Annotated in this window: 17 protein-coding genes; 6 read left to right on the top strand and 11 right to left on the bottom strand. The window is 65.5% G+C overall.

Annotation, left to right across the window (positions count from 1 at the left end; translation table 11 throughout):
* Positions 1-22: 22 nt before the first annotated feature.
* From J0W34_RS01785 to J0W34_RS01775, 3 genes are all read right to left on the bottom strand, one after another.
* Positions 23-1048 (bottom strand): amino acid ABC transporter substrate-binding protein, encoded by a 1026-nt coding sequence (locus J0W34_RS01785; protein WP_227815301.1) that lies wholly within the window; start codon positions 1046-1048, stop codon positions 23-25.
* A 259-nt stretch (positions 1049-1307) separates the two neighbouring features.
* Positions 1308-1922, bottom strand: coding sequence for a flavin prenyltransferase UbiX (locus tag J0W34_RS01780; RefSeq protein ID WP_230970459.1), 615 nt, complete (start codon positions 1920-1922; stop codon positions 1308-1310).
* A gap of 28 nt (positions 1923-1950) precedes the next feature.
* On the bottom strand, positions 1951-3003 hold the full coding sequence (locus J0W34_RS01775; RefSeq protein ID WP_230970458.1) for a GlxA family transcriptional regulator: 1053 nt from the start codon (positions 3001-3003) through the stop codon (positions 1951-1953).
* A gap of 120 nt (positions 3004-3123) precedes the next feature.
* Here J0W34_RS01775 and J0W34_RS01770 point away from each other — a divergent pair, with 120 nt between their 5' ends.
* Positions 3124-4056 (top strand): homocysteine S-methyltransferase family protein, encoded by a 933-nt coding sequence (locus J0W34_RS01770; protein WP_230970457.1) that lies wholly within the window; start codon positions 3124-3126, stop codon positions 4054-4056.
* A 117-nt stretch (positions 4057-4173) separates the two neighbouring features.
* Positions 4174-5607, top strand: a complete 1434-nt coding sequence (locus J0W34_RS01765) for a YdgA family protein (RefSeq protein ID WP_230970456.1) — start codon at positions 4174-4176, stop codon at positions 5605-5607.
* 39 nt (positions 5608-5646) lie between these two features.
* On the opposite strand, the gene J0W34_RS01760 is transcribed toward J0W34_RS01765, so the two are convergent.
* The 4 genes from J0W34_RS01760 to J0W34_RS01745 all read right to left on the bottom strand — a co-directional run bounded on the left by J0W34_RS01760 (position 5647) and on the right by J0W34_RS01745 (position 12146).
* Positions 5647-6618: an NAD(P)H-dependent flavin oxidoreductase gene (locus tag J0W34_RS01760; RefSeq protein ID WP_230970455.1), complete on the bottom strand. Its 972-nt coding sequence runs from the start codon at positions 6616-6618 to the stop codon at positions 5647-5649.
* Positions 6619-6720: 102 nt separating this feature from the next.
* Positions 6721-8151: an AsmA family protein gene (locus tag J0W34_RS01755; RefSeq protein ID WP_230970454.1), complete on the bottom strand. Its 1431-nt coding sequence runs from the start codon at positions 8149-8151 to the stop codon at positions 6721-6723.
* Positions 8152-8173: 22 nt separating this feature from the next.
* Positions 8174-10507: a CHASE2 domain-containing protein gene (locus J0W34_RS01750; RefSeq protein WP_230970453.1), complete on the bottom strand. Its 2334-nt coding sequence runs from the start codon at positions 10505-10507 to the stop codon at positions 8174-8176.
* 10 nt (positions 10508-10517) lie between these two features.
* Positions 10518-12146 (bottom strand): FecR domain-containing protein, encoded by a 1629-nt coding sequence (locus J0W34_RS01745; protein WP_230970452.1) that lies wholly within the window; start codon positions 12144-12146, stop codon positions 10518-10520.
* A 214-nt stretch (positions 12147-12360) separates the two neighbouring features.
* Between J0W34_RS01745 and mscL the strand changes: the two genes are divergently transcribed.
* Positions 12361-12786: a large conductance mechanosensitive channel protein MscL gene (gene mscL / locus J0W34_RS01740; RefSeq protein ID WP_227815292.1), complete on the top strand. Its 426-nt coding sequence runs from the start codon at positions 12361-12363 to the stop codon at positions 12784-12786.
* Between the two features lie 70 nt (positions 12787-12856).
* On the opposite strand, the gene J0W34_RS01735 is transcribed toward mscL, so the two are convergent.
* From J0W34_RS01735 to J0W34_RS01720, 4 genes are all read right to left on the bottom strand, one after another.
* Positions 12857-13555: a response regulator transcription factor gene (locus tag J0W34_RS01735; protein ID WP_227815291.1), complete on the bottom strand. Its 699-nt coding sequence runs from the start codon at positions 13553-13555 to the stop codon at positions 12857-12859.
* A 150-nt stretch (positions 13556-13705) separates the two neighbouring features.
* The gene (locus tag J0W34_RS01730) at positions 13706-14341 is read right to left on the bottom strand and encodes an MBL fold metallo-hydrolase (protein ID WP_227815290.1); all 636 of its coding nucleotides are present in this window, start codon (positions 14339-14341) and stop codon (positions 13706-13708) included.
* A gap of 191 nt (positions 14342-14532) precedes the next feature.
* Complete coding sequence (locus J0W34_RS01725; RefSeq protein WP_230970450.1) at positions 14533-14907, bottom strand: hypothetical protein; 375 nt, start codon at positions 14905-14907, stop codon at positions 14533-14535.
* Between the two features lie 70 nt (positions 14908-14977).
* Complete coding sequence (locus J0W34_RS01720) at positions 14978-15466, bottom strand: DUF1269 domain-containing protein (RefSeq protein ID WP_230970449.1); 489 nt, start codon at positions 15464-15466, stop codon at positions 14978-14980.
* A gap of 268 nt (positions 15467-15734) precedes the next feature.
* Here J0W34_RS01720 and J0W34_RS01715 point away from each other — a divergent pair, with 268 nt between their 5' ends.
* From J0W34_RS01715 to J0W34_RS01705, 3 genes are all read left to right on the top strand, one after another.
* Positions 15735-17228, top strand: coding sequence for a sensor histidine kinase (locus J0W34_RS01715; RefSeq protein ID WP_230970448.1), 1494 nt, complete (start codon positions 15735-15737; stop codon positions 17226-17228).
* Between the two features lie 3 nt (positions 17229-17231).
* Positions 17232-18626, top strand: a complete 1395-nt coding sequence (locus tag J0W34_RS01710) for a sigma-54-dependent transcriptional regulator (RefSeq protein ID WP_230970447.1) — start codon at positions 17232-17234, stop codon at positions 18624-18626.
* 254 nt (positions 18627-18880) lie between these two features.
* The gene (locus J0W34_RS01705) at positions 18881-19498 is read left to right on the top strand and encodes a DedA family protein (protein WP_230970446.1); all 618 of its coding nucleotides are present in this window, start codon (positions 18881-18883) and stop codon (positions 19496-19498) included.
* Positions 19499-19515 lie beyond the last annotated feature (17 nt).

Below are 19515 nucleotides of genomic sequence, written 5' to 3'. Positions count from 1 at the left end.
GGTCACCAGCCCTTTTGTCGCTTTAGCGAACCGGCGGTGCGTACTGAATGCCGCCCTTGTTCCACAAGGCGTTGAGGCCTCGGGAAATCTTCAGCGGGCTACCCTGACCGACGTTGCGCTCGAACATCTCGCCATAGTTACCCACGTGCTTGACGATGTAGTAGGCCCACTTGTCGTCCAGGCCCAGGAACTTGCCGAAGCCGGCCTCGCCGCCGAGCAGTCGCTTGATGCCGGGGTCGGCACTCTTGACCATCTCGTCCACGTTCTTGGAGGTCACGCCCAGTTCCTCGGCGTTGAGCTGCGCGAACAGCGCCCAGCGAACCACGTTGAACCACTCGTCATCCCCCTGGCGCACGACCGGGCCGAGCGGTTCTTTGGAGACGACTTCCGGCAGCACCACGGCGCTTTCCGGATCGGGCAGCTTGGTACGCAGGCCGTAGAGCTGCGACTGGTCGGAGGTCAGCACATCGCAACGACCGGCCTCGAAGCCCTTGATGGTCTCTTCCGAGGTGTCATAGGTGATGGCGGTGTATTCCATCTTGTTGGCGCGGAAGTAATCGGCCAGGTTCAGTTCGGTGGTGGTGCCGGCCTGAATACAGATGGCCGCGCCGGACAATTCCAGCGCGCTCTTCACGCCCAGCTTCTTGCTCACCAGGAAGCCCTGACCGTCGTAGTAGTTCACGCCGGTGAAGTTCAGGCCCAGGCTGGTGTCGCGGGTGAAGGTCCAGGTGGTGTTGCGAGAGAGCATGTCGATCTCGCCGGACTGCAGCGCGGTGAAGCGCTCTTTGGCGGTCAGCGGCTTGAAGTCCACCTTGGTGGCATCGCCGAACATGGCTGCGGCCACGGCGCGGCAGGTATCCACATCGATACCCGTCCAGTTGCCCTTTTCGTCCGGTGCCGAGAAGCCGGGCAGACCGGTCGTCACGCCACACACCAGCTTGCCACGCTTCTTGACAGCGTCGAAGGTCGCGCCGGCCTGGGCAGAGCCCATGACCATCATCCCGGCGGCGGCCACTGCGGCCAATACGGAAACCCGTTGCATCTTCATGTGAACAGCTCCTCCTGCTTGGATCGATTGAGAGATCAATCACTCTGTTTTATGTGCGGCACGGTCAGGGCCGGCCAGCGAACACTATAAACAGGGTGACAAAACCGTGACAACGCGTCTGCGCCTGTGGAAATCCCTTATACCGCCACCTCGGCGGTACGGCACAGGCGTTTGTTCAGTAAATCAATGAAGCAGGTTTGGTGCCATTCGCACCCCCGTAGCCAGGCCACCGGCGAGTGCCCTCAGGAAAGGGCTGATTTCACTCGCTTTCCCCCCAGCGGGGGGCGAGCGAGTGTTCAACGCCCAGTTGATCCAGCACCCGCGCGACGACAAAGTCCACCAGATCCTGCACCGATTTGGGGCGTGTGTAAAACCCCGGATTGGCCGGCAGAATGCAGACGCCCAGCCGCGCCAGTTTCAGCATGTTCTCCAGGTGGATGGCCGAGAACGGCGTTTCGCGCGGCACCAGGACCAGCTTGCGGCCTTCCTTGATGACCACATCGGCCGCACGCTCAATGAGGTTGGCGCTCAGCCCCTGCGCAATGGAGGCCAGCGTGCCCATGGTGCACGGACACACCACCATGGCATCGGGCGGATTGGAGCCCGAGGCCGGCGGGGCAAACCATTCTTCACGGCCGAACACGCGCAGTTGTCCTTCGGCTGCCCCGAAGCGCTCACTCAACTCGGCTTCCACTTCAGCGGGTCGCGAAGGCAGCTTCCAGTCCATCTCCTGCTGCGCGACGATCTGCGCCACCTGGGAATAGAGCAACCACACGCGATGTCCGGCCGAGAGCAAGGTCTCGATCAGGCGCACGCCGTAGGGCATGCCGGAGGCGCCGGTAAGGGCAACTGCGATGGTCTTGGGGTTGCTCATGGGCAGTGGGCGTTCGATGTCGATCCGCCTAGCCTACCTCATGCGCTGCCCGCCCGGGCGAAAGCGCGCGGCGCATGCCACCGAACTTGCGCCGGTACTGGGCCGGCGTGATCCCCACCTTGCGGCGGAACAGGCGGCTGAAGAAACTGGCGTCTTCATAGCCGACCTCCACGGCAATGGCCTCGACCGAATCGCCGCTGGCTTCGAGCAGTTGCTTCGCGTCTTCCAGACGAAGGGTATGGATGTATTCGAGCGGCGACATGCCGGTCGCCTGCGCAAAGCGGCGCTTGAACGAGCGCTCGGGAATGCCGGCACGCTCGATCATGGCCTTGACCGGGGCCGGCTGCCGGTAGTTGTCGGCGATCCACACCTGGGCATCGGCGATGAGCCGGTCACCGCTTTGCGAGGCGCGTGCCAGCCGGGCATACGGCTGCTGGCCGAAATCGTGCCAGTTGACCATGTAGATGCGCGCCACATGCATGGCCTCGTCCACCGAGACCAGCCGCGAAATGATGTAGAGCGTGAGGTCGATCCAGGTGGTGCCACCGCCGGCCATGATCAGCCGCTGGCCGTCGCCCGAGGCCACCAGCGCCTGACGCTCCAGCACCCGCACGCCCGGGTACTGCTGCGCCATGGCATCGCAATAGGCCCAGTGAGTGGTGGCGTCCTGACCGCGCAGCAACCCGGCCTCGCCCAGCAACAAGGCCCCCGAACACGCCGAGGCAATCATGGTCCCACGCTCGAAACACTCGCGCATCCAGCCGATCACGGCGTCAAAGCGCCCCGCCAGGGCTTCGCCCGGTGCCACGAACAGATCGGGCACGCAGATCACGGCCGGGTCCGGACAGTCCGCCAGCGAGCCGTCCGGCACGATGGTGACCCCATTGGCCGCCACCACCGGCTGGCCGTCAGCGCTGACCACCATCGGCGCAAGCAAGCTGTCGCCGGGTGCTCCGGTGGTCACCAGGGCCCAGTCCCGCCCCGGTGCCTTGAGCAGGTCATACATCCCGTACAGGGTCGAAGCCGTGGCCTCCGGCGTGGCGATGAGCGCCACCTGAATCGGGTGTTTTGTCACATCCATGGCCGAATCGTCCTCTTTTTGACTCTTTCCACTTTAGTCAGCCGCACACCTGCGGACTACCTTTGCCTCACCGCGGGTCAACGACACGCGACCACACAAAAGACCACGGAGAACCCATCCATGACGACGCAAAACCACACATTCGATTTCCTCAACGGCCGCGCCATCCTCACCGACGGCGGACTCGAAACCACGCTGGTCTTCCACGAAGGGATCGACCTGCCGGCCTTCGCCGCCTTTCCCCTGCTGGACACGCCCGAGGGCCGCGAACAGCTCGCCCGCTACTACCGCCGTTACATCGCACTGGCCGAGGCCAACGGCCGCGGTCTGCTACTTGAAACACCCACCTGGCGCGCCCATGCCGACTGGGGGCCCATGCTCGGCTATTCGCCAGCCGAGCTCGACCGCGTCAATCGATATGCGGTGCGCTGGCTGCGTGACCTGATGCCCGATAGCGACCGGCCCCATGTGGTCGGCGGAAACATCGGCCCGCGCGGCGATGGCTACGTGCTCGACGCCGTGATGAGCGCCGAGCAAGCCGAGCGCTATCACAGCACGCAGGTGGCCAGCCTGGCCGCGGCGGGTGCCGACCTGATCAGCGCCTACACCATCGGTTACAGCAATGAAGCCATCGGTATCGTGCGGGCCGCGCACGGCTGTCGCATGCCCGCAGTGATGTCCTTCACGGTGGAAACGGACGGGCGCCTGCCCTCAGGCGAAGCCCTCGGCGAAGCGATTGCCCGGGTGGATGCCGCCACCGACGGCGGCCCGGCCTACTACATGATCAACTGCGCCCATCCGAGCCACTTCCGTCATGTGCTGGAAGACAGCTCGGGCTGGCATCTGCGCATTCGCGGGCTGCGCGCCAACGCCTCCTGCCGGAGCCATGCCGAGCTGGACGCGGCCACCGAACTCGATGCCGGTGATCCCCACGCCCTGGCGCTGGACTACGAACAGTTGCGCACCGAACTGCCGGCGCTGCGCGTGATCGGCGGCTGCTGCGGGACCGATCATCGCCATGTGGCGGCCATCAGTGCAGCCTTTGCCGGCTGACCAGCGGCATCGACAAAGGGCCGAATGACACGGTAATACGCTCATCAGCCGCTATACTCTGATCCGTTCCCGGCCGGCACGCAGATGCCGGCCACAAACCAGACCGATCGAGTACCCATGAAAAAAACCTGGCTTGCCGTTCTCGCCCTCCCCGTCATCGCCTACCCGGCCACCAGCTGGTACCTGGGCAAACAGGTTCAGTCGAACCTGGATCAGCAGTACGCCCAGCTCGACGCCAATCCGTTCATCAAGGTCGTGCAACGCACCTACGAGCGCGGTGTCTTTTCCGCCAACGAGAGTGTCACCATCGAAGTGTTCGGCGACATGATGCGTTCCATGGCCGGCGACATGCCCGAAGGCGTGGAGGCACCTGAGCCGCTGCAGCTGACCTTCAATTCCGCCATCTCGCATGGCCCGTTCGTGGCCGGCCTCTCGGCCGCCGTGATCGACAGTGAGCTGGTGATTCCGGAAACGGCGCAGGAAGAAGCACGCAAGCTCTTCGGCGACGCCAAGCCACTGACCGCGCATACCGTCGTGAAATTCAATGGCAGCGGCTCGAGCGCCGTGAAGAGCCCGGCCCTGTCGGCACCGCTGCTGGCGGTGGACGGCGGCGAGCCGGGTCACATGGCCTGGGAAGGCCTCGACGTGAACATCGACTTTGCGGCCGACATGTCCCACTACACCATGAACGGCACCGCACCGAAGCTGGAAATCCTCGACGGCAAGGGCGTGCACATGGTCATGACCGGCATGACCCTGGCCGCCGACCAGACCCGTGTCTTCGAAGACGACCCCTTCCTGTTTGCGGGCACCCAGAATTTCACCGTCGGCACCGTGTCGATCAGCGGCCCGGAGCTCGAGGGCGAACCGGTCAGCCTCAAGGATGTGAGCTACGACATCAGTGCCCCGCTGAAGGACGACTTCCTCGACCTCGGTGCCAGGATCAGTGCCCAGGTGGTGCAGGTGGGCGACTTCAACTTCGGCCCGGCCCACTACGATTTTTCACTCGAACACCTGCACGCGCGCACCGTCTCCGAGCTGTACAAGCGGATGATGGAGATGTATTCGGACCCGAGCATGTTCATGGGCAAGGGCGACCCGGCCATGGCCATGTCGGCAATGGCCGGCCCCGCCATGGCCCTGCTGCAGCATGATCCGGTGCTCAAGCTCGACCGCCTGAGCTTCAACACTCCCAGCGGCGAAGCCCTCGTCCAGGCACGCGCCAGCCTGCCGGGGCTCCAGCCCGAAGAGGCGGGCAACCCCATGATCATGATCGGCAAGCTGCAGGCCAGTGGCAGCCTGGCACTGCCCGAGCAGATGATGCGCGAGATGATGCTCAACCGCACCCAGAGCCAGCTGGCCATGATGGACCCGGAGGCCACCCTCACCGACGAACAGGTGGCCATGGTCAACGCCCAGCTCGATGCCCAGCTGCAGCAGTTCGAGTCACAAGGCTACATCGACCGCGCCGACGGCCTCATCAAGGCGCGCTTCGCCTTCAAACAGGGTCAGCTCACGGTCAACGACAAGCCCTTCAACCCGGGCCGCTGATCCAGCGTCCGCCCGGCGGGCACACCGCCGGGCCCGCAGTCAGCCTTTGCAGACGCCGCTCTTGCCCATCGCGCAGGCGGCGTCGTATTCCTCGCCCAGACGGGCAATCAGCTCGGCCACCGGTGGCGCATCATGGATGGTCGCCACCCCGTGGCCGGCGCTCCAGAAATCGCGCCAGGCCTTGGCCTCATCGGCGATCGGCTTGAGCTTGCCCTTGCCGACATTGAGCGACAGTGCCTCGCGGTCGTAGCCGCCCTTCTCAAGACTCGGCCACAGAAAGTTGGCGTTGGTACCAGAGATGGCATCGGTGTAGACGATGTCCTTGGGTGTGCTGTCGATGATCATCTGCTTGTAGGCCTCGTCAGCCATCGCTTCGCGGGTGGCGATGAAGCGGGTGCCCATGTAGGCCAGATCGGCCCCCAGCACTTCGGCCGCACGCACGCTGGCGCCATCGGAAATCGCCCCGCCCAGAATCAGTGTGCCGTCCCAGAATTCCCGAATCTCGCGCACCAGGCTGAAGGGGTTCTGCGTGCCGGCATGCCCGCCGGCACCGCCCCCCACCGCGATGATGCCGTCCACCCCGGCGGCGGCCGCCTTTTTCGCGTGGTATGCGTGCACGACATCGGAGAACACCAGCCCTCCATAAGACTTCACCGCCTCCACCACCGGCGCGGGGTTGCCCAGGCTGGTGATCACGAACGGCGTCCTGTGCTTGACCAGCAAGGCCAGATCCGGCTGAACGCGCGGATTGCTCGGGTGAAGGATCAGATTGACCCCGTAGGGGGCGCACAAGGCGTCCGGCCCGGTGGCCCGCCGGGCGTCCAGCGCGGCGTCGATGGCACCGAGCCATTCGTCGAGCCGTTCGGGGGTGCGTGCATTGAGCGCCGGAAACGTGCCCGCCACACCGGCTGTACATGTGTTGATCACCAGTTCGGGGCCGGACACAAGAAACATGGGGGCAGCGATGGCCGGCAGGCGCATGCACCCGGCAAAGGCAGCAGGCAAGCTCATGAAGGTCTCCTCGTTGTGAGTCGCGCTACCGGGTGTTCGGCGCGCGTTTGATTCGACTCTAACACGATCCGCTCAAGAATAAACCGATCGTTCTTTTCTCGATCATTCGGGATCGCCAAGCCTCACCTCGGCATCACGGGCCACCATCCCCTGCCAGGTCAGCCGGCCCACGCGCAAATCCAGCAGCACCGGCCAGTCGCGCCATACGTCGAGTGCCACCTCGGTGTCGCCATCCGTGGCGGGCGGCGGTGTCCACCGGTCCAGATCGAGCTGATCGACGGTTGCATCGAGTCGCCATGGCGGGCTCGCCTCGGCCGAATACGTGAGCGCGCCGTTCAGCGTACTGCCCTCGGCATGCGCAGTCACCACCCCCTGCGCCTCGGGGCCGTCGGGCATGAGGGTGCCGGTCAATTCAGCGGTGACCGACACGCGCGCGCCGGCCCGGGCTGGATCGGGCACCTGGGCGGTCAGGCTGAGCCCATCGACGGCGACCACGCCCTCTTGTATGGCATAGGCGACCGCGCCCGACCCGGTGCGCAGCTCGACCTCCCCCTGCGGCGTCGTGGCAGTCAGGTGGGCCCGCAAGGGCGTCACACGCAATGCGGCCGAATCGCCGCTGACCGCCATCTCATCAAGTGTCAGCCGCGAGGCATACGCACCCTCGAGACGAGCCTCCACAGGCCCCACCCGCCCTGACCAAGCGTCGGGCGCCCCCTCGATGGCGGGCACGGAAACACTGAGGCTCAGGGTGCCCGCTTCAGCGCCGTGCCTCAGTGTCACCTGGCCGGACAGGCCCGTGAGCGCAAATCGGCCATCAGCCAACCGGATCGCCCCAACCGTCAGCTGCGGCACCTCGATCTGCGTACCGCCATACCCGACCTCACCATGAAACCCTATCTCATCGAGCCGGATAGCCTCGCCCTCGATGTGCAGACCGGATGTCAGCTGTCCGTCGCCCCCGAGCGCCTCTCGGCGGCCTGCGCCCGCCAGATCGATCCGCCAGCGGTCGCCGCTGGCCACGATGCTGCCCTCGCGCACGAGCCCCTCGATCGGCGGCGCATCATGGGGTATGAGCTTGAGTTTCACGTCGGCGAGCGTGAGTCTGTCGAGCGTCACGAACGGTGCCGACGTACTTGGATCCCCGGCCGGACCAGCCACCCGTTCTGGAAAGATCCAACCGCCATCCGCCCGTTGATGCAGTTCGACCTCGCCGCCGATAAGGTCGACCGTCAGCGCGCGCGTCCCGGTCGGCCCGGCGGTCCAGCTGCTGCGTGCCACCAGTCGGTCCACATCGATGCGCCCCGGCTCGCCATTCGCCGGCCGCCAATGCACATTGACGGCTTCGAGGGTCGGCGCAGCACCGAGCGCTCGGGTGCTCAGGTCGAAACTCAACTCACCCGTGATCTGATTGCCCACTTGCCGGGCCAGCATGCGGTCGAGCCAGTCGGGCATGGCCAGCACAACGAACAGCCCGATCACCACCACCAGCAAGGGCACCGCCAGCACCGCGGCGGCGACATGCCTGCGCTTCATGCGTGGCCCTGCCTGTGCACCTTCAGGCCTCGTCGAGGGCTGGCAGGCGGAAGCGGAACACGGCCCCGTGGCCCGGCTCCGAGGCCACCGACACACCGCCACCGTGGCGTTCCGCCACGGTCTTGACGATCATCAGCCCCAGCCCCACGCCCTTTTCGCGTCGGGTGGCCGGATTCTTGAGGCGGCCGAAGCGCCGGAACAGACCGGGCAACTGTTCGGGCGCTATGCCCTCACCATCGTCACTGACGCTCACTTCCCACTGGTCATCCACGCGCGCGAGCCCGACGCTCACCTGTCCATCCTCGGCACCGTACTTGATGGCATTGGTGAGCAGATTGAGCACGGCGCGGCGCACCAGCTCCATGTCGCCGTGCACCTGGGAGGCATCGACGATGTCGTCGGTGGCCTCGAAGATGACCTTGACCGACTTGCCCCGCGCCAGCGCCCAGGATTCATCGATGGCGTCCTGCACCGTGGCGGCAAGATTGAATTCCACGAAACGGCTCTGGTCGATGGCATCGGCACGCACAAGACGGAACAGATCGTCTGCCAGCTTGAGTGCCGAGTTGGCGTAGCGACCGAGCTGGCGCAGGAATTCAAGTTGCTCCGGCCCCAGGTCTCCGGCCACCTTCTCGGCCTCGATGAGCGTGAGGACGGAGGCGATCGGGGAGCGCAGATCGTGCGACAGATAATGCATCGTCTCTTCGCGCGCGCGATGCGCATCGCGAATGCGCGTGATGTCCGACAGGCCCAGCACACGCCCCACCGGCACACCGTCGGCACTGCGCAGTTGCGCCATCTGGGTGAGCAGGCGCCGATCATTGGGCCCGTCCACCTCGGCGGTCACCACCTGGTCGGCCTCGAGGGCCACCGGCAGGCCGGCACTCAGATGCACCCCCGGCGGCCATTCGATCTGCCCGAGCGCCGCCGCCAGCTGCGCTTCATCATGCGCCGAGAGCAGGGAGAGGGCCTCCCGGTTGGTGAGCAAGATGCGCCCTTCGGTATCGGTCACGATCGCCCCCACGGGCAGCGAGTCGAGCGTCTCACTCACGAAGCGGCGGAAATGGCGCTGCCGCTCGATGGCCTCTTCGACCCGCATGATCCGCTGCTGAAGCGGATCGAACGCATCGGAGGCGACGGTTGCCTCGGGCATGCCCGGGATGAACCGCACCGCGCTCCGGTGCAGTTCATCGAGCTGTTCGTCCAGGTGGCGTTGCGCCGCCTCAAGCCGCCGCCAGCTCCACAGCGGGTAACACAGCATGCAGCCGAGCACTGCCCCCGCGGGTGGAAACCAGAAGCCCCCCATCTGCATGGCAATCCACATCAGCACCAGCGTGCCGGCAACCCCGGCAAAGGCCCACACCAGGGCCGTGCGCGGCTTGGTGCGCAGCATCACCACCATGAGCACAATGACGATGATGGCGGCAAGGGCGCCGGTGAGGGCCGGCGACACCTGGCGGACGGCATCGCCGCGGGTCAGTGCACCGTACACGTTGGCAATGACTTCCACCCCCGGCATGGGCCGGTTGAACCCGGACGTCGGGGTAGGCACGCTGTCGGTCAGCCCCAGGGCCGTGGCGCCGACGAACACCACCTTGTCCTGAAACACGCTGGCATCCACATCGCCACGCAACACGTCGGCATAGGAGACGTAACGGTAGGTGCCCGGCGGCCCCGAAAACGGAATGCGCAGCCAACTGTCGCGATGCCACAGATCGTCTTCGGCCGCCCCGGGTGCCGGCGCGCCGTAGCGGGCGGCACGAGCCGGGTCGGCCAACTGAAGCGCCGCCAGCGCCATCTGCGGATGACGCGCGGCGCCGAAGCCTTCCCACAGGTACACGCTGCGGGCGATACCGTCGGGATCGAACTCGACATGGATGTGGCCGACACTGCTCGCGCCGGCCAGGAAGATGGGCGCCGGTGGCGCTTCACCGATGATCCGGTTGGCGCGCGAGGCCTGCACCAGCGGCAGGATCACGCGTCCGCTGGCGGCGATGGCATCGGCCAGCACCCGGTCGGCCTCGCGGTTGTCGGGATTGGGTTCGTGGAGGATGACATCGAAGGCGATCACCCGGGCGCCCGCCGCACTGAGCCGATCGATGAGCGCTGCATGCACCGAGCGGCGCCATGGCCAGCGACCGATCTCGGCAAGGCTCGGGTCATCGATGGCCACCACCACCACGTCTTCGGCCGGCTTGCGCGGCACCAGTGACAGGGTGGCATCGTAGGCCGACATGTCCATCCGCCACAGCCATCCGAAGGTGGTTGACGCGGCGGCCACGGTGGCGCAGAACGCCGTCACCACCAACCACTCAAACAGGGTGCGATCGCCCATCAGCCGTCCGGATCGGTTCATCGTCCGGGGCTCAGAGGAAGATCAGCAGCAGCGGTACACCCAGCAGCCAGTCGGGCAGTTCGGCCGGCACCACGATTTTCTGGGGTGACGAGTACGCGCCCACGAATCCGTCGGCGTCGATGGCCCGAATGCGCAGGTAGTAGGCTCCCGGACCGGGCTTGTCGAGCTTCACTTCCGGGCTGTCCACCGAGCCCTCGGCAATGCGCTTGTCGAAGGTCTTGTCGTCGGCCAGCTGGTACTCGAAGCGCTGACCCGGCTCGCCCTGCCAGGCGAAGTACATGGTGTCCGCGTCAAAGCTCGGGGGCGGCACCTCGGCCATGGGCGGGCGCACGATCACTTTCACCGGATCGCCCCAGGGCCCCAGATCGCCATCCGCGCGCGTGCTGCCCAGGCGCCAGTAGTACGTCCCCTCCTCCAGCGGCCTGGAAACTGCCGGCTCGGTCAGACCGGTCTCGGCCACCATCGGCGCCGAGAGATCTTCATTGCGCGACAGCTCGAAACGGTAGCGGGCGGCCCCCTCGGGCTGGGACCAGCTGAACTTGATGTCGCCGGCGTTCACCTTGCCGCCCGGACGCGGTGTGCTCACCAGGGGCGGCTCGGGTCGCGCCTTGAGCCGGAAGGCCATCTGCGCGTCGCGCCCTTCGAGCCCGCGCGAGTCGATACCGCGCACCCGTGCGTAGTAATCGCCATCGGGCAAGCCGTCGAATTTAACCGTGGGCAGCGCACTGCGGCTTTCCGCAAGAATCTTCACGAAGCGGGCGTCGGCTGCCACCTGGCCGCGATAGGCCACCGCACCGGCCACCGGTTCGAGTTCCATGCTCACCAGCGGGCGCTCGTAGAGCGTCGGCATCCCCGCCACTGCCGGCGCGTCGAGCAGGGGCACCGGTTCGGGCAGCGGCCGGTCCGCCTGCGCCACCAGCCCGTAACCCTCGGTCAGGCGCACCGGCTTGCCGGCCTCGCCCGGCCGCTCGACCGCCACCGTGCCCTCGCGCATTTCGGCGCGCGATGTCGTTTCGTCGGCCGCCACGCGGAAGCTGGTGCCGCGCACGCCGATGACCGCCGTCGGCGTCTGGATGCGATAGCGCGCTGCCGGGCCGGACTGACGCTCCACCTCGGTCTCGATGCGCCCGCGTTCGACCTGGAAGTCGGCCCGCTGGGCGGCCTCGAAGCCTTCGTAGGTATGGAGTGATTCGATGCGAACCTTGCTCTGTGGCTGCATGGTCAGGCGCGAGCCATCGGGCAGTTCAATGGTCAGAAAGCTGCGTGCGGCGGTCGACAGCTGCGCGCCTTCGGCCACCATCGCCCCCTCGGCCACAGGCTGTCCATCGCGGGTCGCCTCACCCGACACGAACACCACCTGCCCCTGACGCGGCACCTTGCGCAGCAAACGCACCGGAATCGTCAGCACGCTGCCGACCGGAATGCGCCGGGGATTGGCCACCCGGTTGATCCGCTGCACCAGCGGCCAGGCGGCCGGATCTTCGAAGAGCGTTTGACCGAGGCCGATCAGGGTGTCGTCCTGGCGCACCACGTAGCGCAGCGTCTCTTCCTCGGCCACTGCGTGGGTCACCATCACTGTCGCGAGCAGCCATCCGGCCACCCACCGTGCGACTCGCCTTGCCGTGCACTCGGTCAGCATTCGCTTCTCCGTTTGATACTTTTGGGTCAAAGCGTATGGTGCCACGGGCCGGGGCGCGGGGAAACGACTAATAAATTATTGCAACGCCGGGCTTCGTCGGGGTCGCGAACAACCGATTGGTGTCATAGACTGCAAACCGTCGCGGGCGCCAGTGCGGATGACCTGCCTCGGGGACCATAAACTTCAGATAACACCCTCACAAGGAGGTCAGAGCATGAGCTTCATTTCGGAATTCAAAGAATTTGCCATGAAAGGCAACGTGGTCGACATGGCCGTTGGTGTGATCATCGGCGGTGCATTCGGCAAGATCGTCAGCTCGCTCGTGGCCGACGTGGTCATGCCGGTGATCGGCCTGATCGTTGGCGGTGTCGACTTCTCTGAACTGTACGTCAATCTCGGCGATGGCGAATACGCCAGCCTGGCCGCCGCCGTCGAAGCCGGCGCGCCGGTCATCAAGTACGGTGTGTTCATCAACACCGCGCTCGATTTCCTGATCATCGCCTTCGTGATCTTCATGGCCATCAAGGGCATCAACAAGCTCAAGCGCGAAGAGCCGCCTGCACCCGAAGCACCCAAAGAAGATCCGGAAGACATCAAACTGCTGCGCGAAATCCGCGATTCCCTGCAGAACAAGGCCTGATCCGACACGCTGCAACAAAAAAGCCCCGCTGGTGTGCGGGGCTTTTTTTGCGTCTGCCTGTTCGCGTCGCTCACTCCACGTCGTCGTCGACGAGGCGCTCCAGGCGGTAACCATAGTTATAGGTCGGCGTCAGGCGGAAGCCGTTTTCCGGGCGCAGGCCCAGTTTGCTGCGCACACGGCTGATGTGCGTATCGACCGTACGTGTGGCCAGGTTGGGATTGCGCCCCCAGACAGCCTCGAGCATGTGACCGCGCGAGATCAGGCGCCCCAGATTGCGGAACAGGAACATCGACAGGTCGAATTCCTTGTCGGTGAGCTCGATCTGTTCGCCAGCAACGGTCACCCGCTTGGCAGTGATATCGAAAAAGTACGGCGGTACATCGATGACCTGTTCCTGTGCCAGTGGCCGGGCACGACGCATGACCGCCTCGATGCGCGAGACCAGCTCGTAGCGACGCAGCGGTTTGATGATGTAGTCATCGGCACCCGAGGACAGTGCCGTCACGATGTCCTCTTCCGCATCGCGGGCGGTGACGAAGATGACCGGCGTGTCGTTGGCACGATCCTGACGCAACCAGTTGAGCACATCGGTGCCACTGATTTCGGGGAGCATCCAGTCGATCAGACACAGATCGAAGCTCTCTCGCCCGGCCACCCGGATGAACTCGCGCGGATCGACAAATGAATGAACATCGTGACCGGCCTGCCGGAGCCATTCAGTCAACGTCTCATTCTGTACAGAGTCATCCTCGAGAATCGCCAATCGCACTCGTCGTTTCCTTTCACCAGCGGCTTTACCCGCAATAACTGATCATGCTACCGCATGCACAGTCCATAAGAGTGATTTCGGACACACAGAAGACATCCTTTAACACTGAGTCACGATTGGGGGCCTCAAACACGTGGCAAAACCGTGATTTCACCCACAGACGTAGGGATTGGAACGCCTCTCCGCACCGAAGGTGGACATCGGCCCGTGCCCCGGAATGAAGCGAATGTCATCCCCCAAGGGTAAGAGTTTGCCCTTGATGGCACTGATGAGTGCGCCATGGTCTCCGCGCGGAAAATCGGTGCGCCCGATGGAACCGGCAAAGAGCACATCGCCCACGATCGCCAGCTTGCTCTGCGGATCGAAAAACACCACATGGCCGGGGGTATGCCCGGGGCAGTGGATCACCTCCAGCGTCACCTGGCCGACGGTGACCTGATCACCATCGTTCAGCCAGGTGTCCGGAGTGAAGTCTTCCACCTGCGGGAAGCCGAACATGCGGCTTTGCTCGGCCAGCTGGTCAATCCAGAAGCGCTCTTCCTCCTGCGGGCCCTCGATCGGCACATTCAGCTTGCGCGCCAGCTCGGCAGTGGCGCCCGCGTGGTCGATGTGACCGTGGGTGAGCAGCACCTTCTCGACCGTCACGCCGGCCTCGGCGATCGCGGCTTCAATACGGTCGATATCGCCACCGGGGTCGACCACAGCGGCTTTTCGGGTTTCGGAACACCACAGAATCGAGCAGTTCTGGGCAAACGGGGTCACGGGGACAATTTTGAATTCGAGCATGGTGGTCAGGGGCGAGAACGGCTCGCGCACAGATGATTCGGAACAAGGCGGAGCATACCGCAGTCGCCGGCCACCACGAGCCCCTCGCCACGCGCACAGCCGGGACGAAAAAAAGCCGGGGAACACCCGGCTCAATGCTCGTCGGAGGTCCCTGGCCTGACCCGCGGGAGACATACGGGCCAGGCCCTCGATCACGAGTGGGACGACTCAGCCAGCACGCTGTGCACCGTGTCGGCAAACTGTTTCACCTGCGTCTTCTCCCAGGCATCGCCCTTGTTCTGCTCGGCAATCACCGGGCATTCGAGCGCGATCATGAAATTGGCAACGCCTTCGTCGCTGGCTTTGGGGTACATCACCTTCAGCGTGCCGATGATCGACTCGGCCGCCGCGGCCGGATTTTCAGCCGCCAGGCGCTTCTGGAATTGCTTGATCTGCGGTGCGTTGGCCACGATCTCGTGCTTGCTGGCCGCGTTCGGGCTCACCGGGCATTCCAGCGCATGGGCCGGCAGGGCGGCGCTCAGGGGCAGCAGCATCAGGGCGGCGCGCAGCAGTTGGGTGGTTGTCATGGTTCCTCTCCTTTGGATGAATGATCTGTGCCGGGCACGCTCAGGGCGGCGCGCCGGGGTTTTTAGCGGCTCAGGCCGCCATGGCCGAGCGGCCCAGGCCGGCCGGGTCGCGTCGCACCAGGTCGTCGGGCCGGTGGATGTCGCTGCGCAGGAAGGTCCCCTGCGTCTGGTGCAGGTGCTCAAGCACATGCTGGCTGTTGTTCTTTCGGGACAGCACGAAGAGCACTGCCGCCTTGCGTTCGAGCAGGGTCAGCACCTGTTCCATGTAGGTGTCGCTGATGCCGAACTCGGCGAGTGTCTCGGCACGGGCCAGACCGTCCTTCACCGAGGGGTGGTGTTGCAGCACCCCGGCCAGCGTGCCCCAGATGGCCCGACCCGACAGGCCCACCGGCCACACGTCCACCAAGTGCTCAAGCCGCATGTGATGTCGCCCGTCGCCCACCGCCACGGCCGCGTCGGCCACATCGATGAGGTATTGGCTGGACAGCTTGATCAAGGTGCTTCGGGCCGAGTCGGCGTCTAGGGCTGAGTCGTACCCGATGGTGAGCAGTTCGTACATGACGGGTCTCCTGGGTTGGGGCTTTCGCGTGGGGTGACGCCCTTCCCTTGGCAAGCCGTGTGCCAACGCACAATATCTTTACGATTCAATATCTTGCCGACAGCCCCCGGAACACCCTGCGGAACTTCGGTGGATATCCACCACTCAGACGGTTCAAATCCACCACCCTGGTGGCGTTCCACCGGCTCGACGTCTGCCACACCCCCGCGACATCCAGTCCCTGCGCGGCTCCGGTAGCGGCCTCAAGCCTTGGCACGCCCATTGCGTCATGAACATCAATGCCATCGATCCGGAGCGCCGCCAGCGCATCATGAAACGCACTCTCCGTCCGCCACCAACCATCCACACCGCCCTGTTGCGCCCCTTCCGGCTCGCGGCGGTGCTCACCATCGTGGCGCTGGTGGTGTCGCTCGGCTTTCTCGCCTACACCTCGTGGACCTCGGCCCAGCGCCTCGACCCGCTGGAGCGCCACATTACCCACCTGCAGGACCTGCAGCAGACCAGCATCGACATCCAGGAACTGCTCATCCGCCATGTGCAGACCGACTCGACACCCACCAATGCCGAAGTGGCCCGCATCAGCAAGGAGCTGACCGGGCTGATCAGCCGCGGCGCCCATCTGCATCCGGATACTCCCGTTCAGCTGGCGCGTGCACGGGGCTTTCTGGACGACTCTCAGCCCGACTTGAAAACCGGCCTGCTGGCCGCGCTCACCGTCATTCGCGAGACGCTTCACCAGGAAAACGATCTGCAGCGTAAGGTGGTCGGCCAGACCCGCAAGGCCGCGGAGGTGGAGCTGGCCGTGGCCGCCGGGGCCATGCTCGTACTGCCGGTGCTGGCCATGGTGATGCTGGCCGCCATCCGCCGCCGCGCCTTCGGCTCGATCAACCGGCTCACCAGCCTGCTGGAGAACGTGGGCAACCTGAATTTCCACACCACCGACGTGCCCGCAGACGATCCGCTGGCCAATGTGTATGCCCGCTACAACGACATGGCCGAGCGCCTGCGCGAGGCGAGCCACGCGGCCGAGGCTCATGCCGAGTCTTTGGAGCGACAGGTGAAGGTGGCCTCCGAAACCCTGCTGCGCCAGCAGGCCGAGCTGGAGAATGGCTCACGGCTCGCGGCCGTCGGCGAGTTCTCCGCCCGTCTGGCCCATGAGCTGCGCAACCCCATCTCGGGCATCAGTGCCGCCCTGCACAACATGGAAGAAGAGCTGCCCGACGGTGACGAGCGCGAGCGCGTGCGCCTCATTGCCGATGAAATGGAGCGGGTCACCGGCCTGCTCAACCGCATGCTCGAACAGGGGCGCGCCCACCTGGAAACCCCCATGGAGGTCGATGCCCAAAAGCTGGTGGGCGACATCGTGCACCTCATGCACTATCAGCTGCCCGAGCGCATCGCCATCGACACCGACGTGGCCGCCGGTACCTGCGTGATCCCGCGCGACACCCTGCGCCAGGTGCTCATCAACCTCATCCGCAATTCGTCCGACGCGCTGGCCGATGCCGCCGGGCGCATCGTCATCCGCATGAGTCGCGACGAGCGCCAGGTCACGCTGAGCGTGGCCGACACCGGCCCAGGCTACCCGGACGCCCTGCTCAAGCACGGCATCCGCCCCTTCCACACCAGCAAGGCCGACGGCACCGGACTGGGCATGTCCATCATCCAGCGCCTGGTCCGCTCGGCCGGCGGCGAAATACAACTCAAACGCGGGGACGACGGTGGCGCCCTCACCATCGTGACCCTGCCTTGTGGAGACTGACCCATGCGAACCATGACCATCATCGAAGACGAACGCCTGCTGGGCTCCGAACTCAAACGCCGCTTCGAGCGCGACGGCTGGCAGGTCACCCTGTGCGAAACGCTGGGTGACGCCCGCCACCTGCTCATCGAACTGGGCTTTGCCCCATCCATCGTGCTCTCGGACATGAACCTGCCCGACGGCAACGGGCTGGACTTTCTGCAGGAGGTGCGCGAGGCCGGCGGCCTGGGCGAATGGATCTTCCTCTCCGGCTACGGCACCCGCCGCGACATCGAGCGTGCCGCCGAGCTGGGGGCGCTGGACTTTCTGGCCAAGCCCATCGACGACCACAAGCTGGATCTGACCATCGCCGCCGCCGTACGCGGCGCCCGCCAGCGCCAGCGTATTGCCGACAGCACCGAAACCGCCGCCCGCAAGTTCTCGCCCGAAGCGCTCATCGGCGTGAGCGCCGCCGCCACGCGGGTGCGCACCATGCTCACCCAGCTGGCCAGGGTGCCCATCTCGAGCGTGCTGATCTCGGGCGAGACCGGCACCGGCAAGGGTCTGGCGGCGAAGATATTGCACTACTCGGGCGAGCGCAGCGAAGGCCCCTTCGTGGATGTAAACTGCGCCGCCTTCCCCAAGGATCTGCTCGAATCGCAGCTCTTTGGCCATGAGTCCGGCGCCTTCACCGGCGCCAAGGGCCGCCACCGGGGCCTGCTCGAACAGGCAGACGGCGGCACCCTGTTTCTGGACGAAATCGGCGAGATGGATCTGGGCCTGCAATCGAAACTGCTCAAGGCTTTGGAGGACCAACGCTTCCGCCGCGTGGGTGGCGAGCGCGAGATCGAGGTGGACGTGCAACTGGTGGCCGCCTCCAACCGCAACCTGCGCCAGATGGCCGCCGACGGCGACTTCCGCGCCGACCTCTACCACCGCATTTCGGTGTTCGAAGTCACCCTGCCCAGCCTGCGTGATCGCAAGGAAGACATCGAACCGCTGGTCGATTCGCTGGTGAGCGAATTCAACGCCCAGGCCGGCAAGCATGTGGCCCGCGTGCCTGCCGCCGTGTGGACCGCGCTCAAGGACTACAGTTGGCCCGGCAACGTACGCGAGCTGCGCAACGTGATCGAGCGCTGCGTGCTGCTCTCCAGCGGGCCGGAACTACCTGTTGAATGGCTCGGCCTGCCCACCGCCGGCCAGCGCGACGGCGCGGCAGTCGAATCCAGCGACACCATCCGCCTGCCGCTGGACGGCTCCATGGCGCTGGACGAGATGGACCGCTTCATCATCCAGACCGCACTGGAACGCCACGACTACAACGTGATGGCCACCGCCCGCGCCCTGGGCACCACGCGGGAGACGCTGCGCTACCGGATACAGAAATATCAGTTGGCGCCGGATGCCAAGCGGGCGTAACCAAAACTCGACACCAAACGAGCCATCCGCATGACTTCCCCAAAATGGCACTCTCCGGATCCCCTCCCCTTCAAGGGGGTGAGGCGGGGGTTTCGCGAAGCACCGCTTCGCGCCCGGCGAACGGGCTGGCTGTGTAAAGCCAGCCCACCGGCAGGATTGGGGATGGGTTTCATCCCCCCCCACAACAAACCACCAAACCCCATCCCCCACCCAAGCTCCCCCTTGAAGGGGGAGGAGCGAAACACCCCACTCCCATGACGCCGCCTCATTTGCCAACACTCCAGCACCTGCTCGACGCCGGTCTCCCCGTCGTCACCGCAGTGGTGGCGCTCGAAGCCATCGGCGCGCCGCTGCCCGGCGAATCCCTCATCATTGCCCTGGGTGTCGCCCTCGGCCACGCCCACCAATCGATCGTCCCGGCCTTCTTCGCCCTTTGGCTGGGCGCCGTGATTGGCGACAGCCTGGGCTACGTCATCGGTCGCCGTCTGGGGCGTCACGCCCTGCTCAAGCATGGCGGGCGTATCGGCCTGACCGAACCGCGCCTCGCCCGGGCCGAAACCCTGTTTGCCCGATGGGGCGTGGGCGTCGTGGTGGTGGCGCGCTTCTTCGTGTTTCTGCGTCAGCTCAACGGCGTGCTTGCCGGCAGCCTCGGCTTGCCCTGGTGGCGATTTCTCGCGGCCAACATGGTGGGCGGCGCCTTGTGGGTGGGGGTGTGGCTGACGCTCAGCGACAAGGTGTCAGGGGCTCTGGTCGAGGTCTTGAAACACCTCCCCGGCCTCAAGCTCGTCGTGCTGGGCGCACTCGTGATCGGGCTGGCTGCCGTGTTTGTCGTGCGGCGTCGGCAATCAGGCCGCCCGCACCCGGGCCGCTGAACCATCCAGGCCGTGCG

The organism is Nitrogeniibacter aestuarii (assembly GCF_017309585.1).
In the GTDB taxonomy this organism is placed as follows: domain Bacteria; phylum Pseudomonadota; class Gammaproteobacteria; order Burkholderiales; family Rhodocyclaceae; genus Nitrogeniibacter; species Nitrogeniibacter aestuarii.
Note: the sequence above shows the minus strand (reverse complement) of the source record. Positions and strands in the feature narration are given on the sequence as shown.

What these genes read in the sequence shown, in the direction of transcription:
- J0W34_RS01785 (WP_227815301.1), bottom strand. Translation starts at nt 1,048, where the DNA reads ATGAAGATGCAACGGGTTTCCGTATTGGCCGCAGTGGCCGCCGCCGGG.
- J0W34_RS01780 (WP_230970459.1), bottom strand. Translation starts at nt 1,922, where the DNA reads ATGAGCAACCCCAAGACCATCGCAGTTGCCCTTACCGGCGCCTCCGGC.
- J0W34_RS01775 (WP_230970458.1), bottom strand. Translation starts at nt 3,003, where the DNA reads ATGGATGTGACAAAACACCCGATTCAGGTGGCGCTCATCGCCACGCCG.
- J0W34_RS01770 (WP_230970457.1), top strand. Translation starts at nt 3,124, where the DNA reads ATGACGACGCAAAACCACACATTCGATTTCCTCAACGGCCGCGCCATC.
- J0W34_RS01765 (WP_230970456.1), top strand. Translation starts at nt 4,174, where the DNA reads ATGAAAAAAACCTGGCTTGCCGTTCTCGCCCTCCCCGTCATCGCCTAC.
- J0W34_RS01760 (WP_230970455.1), bottom strand. Translation starts at nt 6,618, where the DNA reads ATGAGCTTGCCTGCTGCCTTTGCCGGGTGCATGCGCCTGCCGGCCATC.
- J0W34_RS01755 (WP_230970454.1), bottom strand. Translation starts at nt 8,151, where the DNA reads ATGAAGCGCAGGCATGTCGCCGCCGCGGTGCTGGCGGTGCCCTTGCTG.
- J0W34_RS01750 (WP_230970453.1), bottom strand. Translation starts at nt 10,507, where the DNA reads ATGAACCGATCCGGACGGCTGATGGGCGATCGCACCCTGTTTGAGTGG.
- J0W34_RS01745 (WP_230970452.1), bottom strand. Translation starts at nt 12,146, where the DNA reads ATGCTGACCGAGTGCACGGCAAGGCGAGTCGCACGGTGGGTGGCCGGA.
- mscL (WP_227815292.1), top strand. Translation starts at nt 12,361, where the DNA reads ATGAGCTTCATTTCGGAATTCAAAGAATTTGCCATGAAAGGCAACGTG.
- J0W34_RS01730 (WP_227815290.1), bottom strand. Translation starts at nt 14,341, where the DNA reads ATGCTCGAATTCAAAATTGTCCCCGTGACCCCGTTTGCCCAGAACTGC.
- J0W34_RS01725 (WP_230970450.1), bottom strand. Translation starts at nt 14,907, where the DNA reads ATGACAACCACCCAACTGCTGCGCGCCGCCCTGATGCTGCTGCCCCTG.
- J0W34_RS01720 (WP_230970449.1), bottom strand. Translation starts at nt 15,466, where the DNA reads ATGTACGAACTGCTCACCATCGGGTACGACTCAGCCCTAGACGCCGAC.
- J0W34_RS01715 (WP_230970448.1), top strand. Translation starts at nt 15,735, where the DNA reads ATGAACATCAATGCCATCGATCCGGAGCGCCGCCAGCGCATCATGAAA.
- J0W34_RS01710 (WP_230970447.1), top strand. Translation starts at nt 17,232, where the DNA reads ATGCGAACCATGACCATCATCGAAGACGAACGCCTGCTGGGCTCCGAA.
- J0W34_RS01705 (WP_230970446.1), top strand. Translation starts at nt 18,881, where the DNA reads ATGACGCCGCCTCATTTGCCAACACTCCAGCACCTGCTCGACGCCGGT.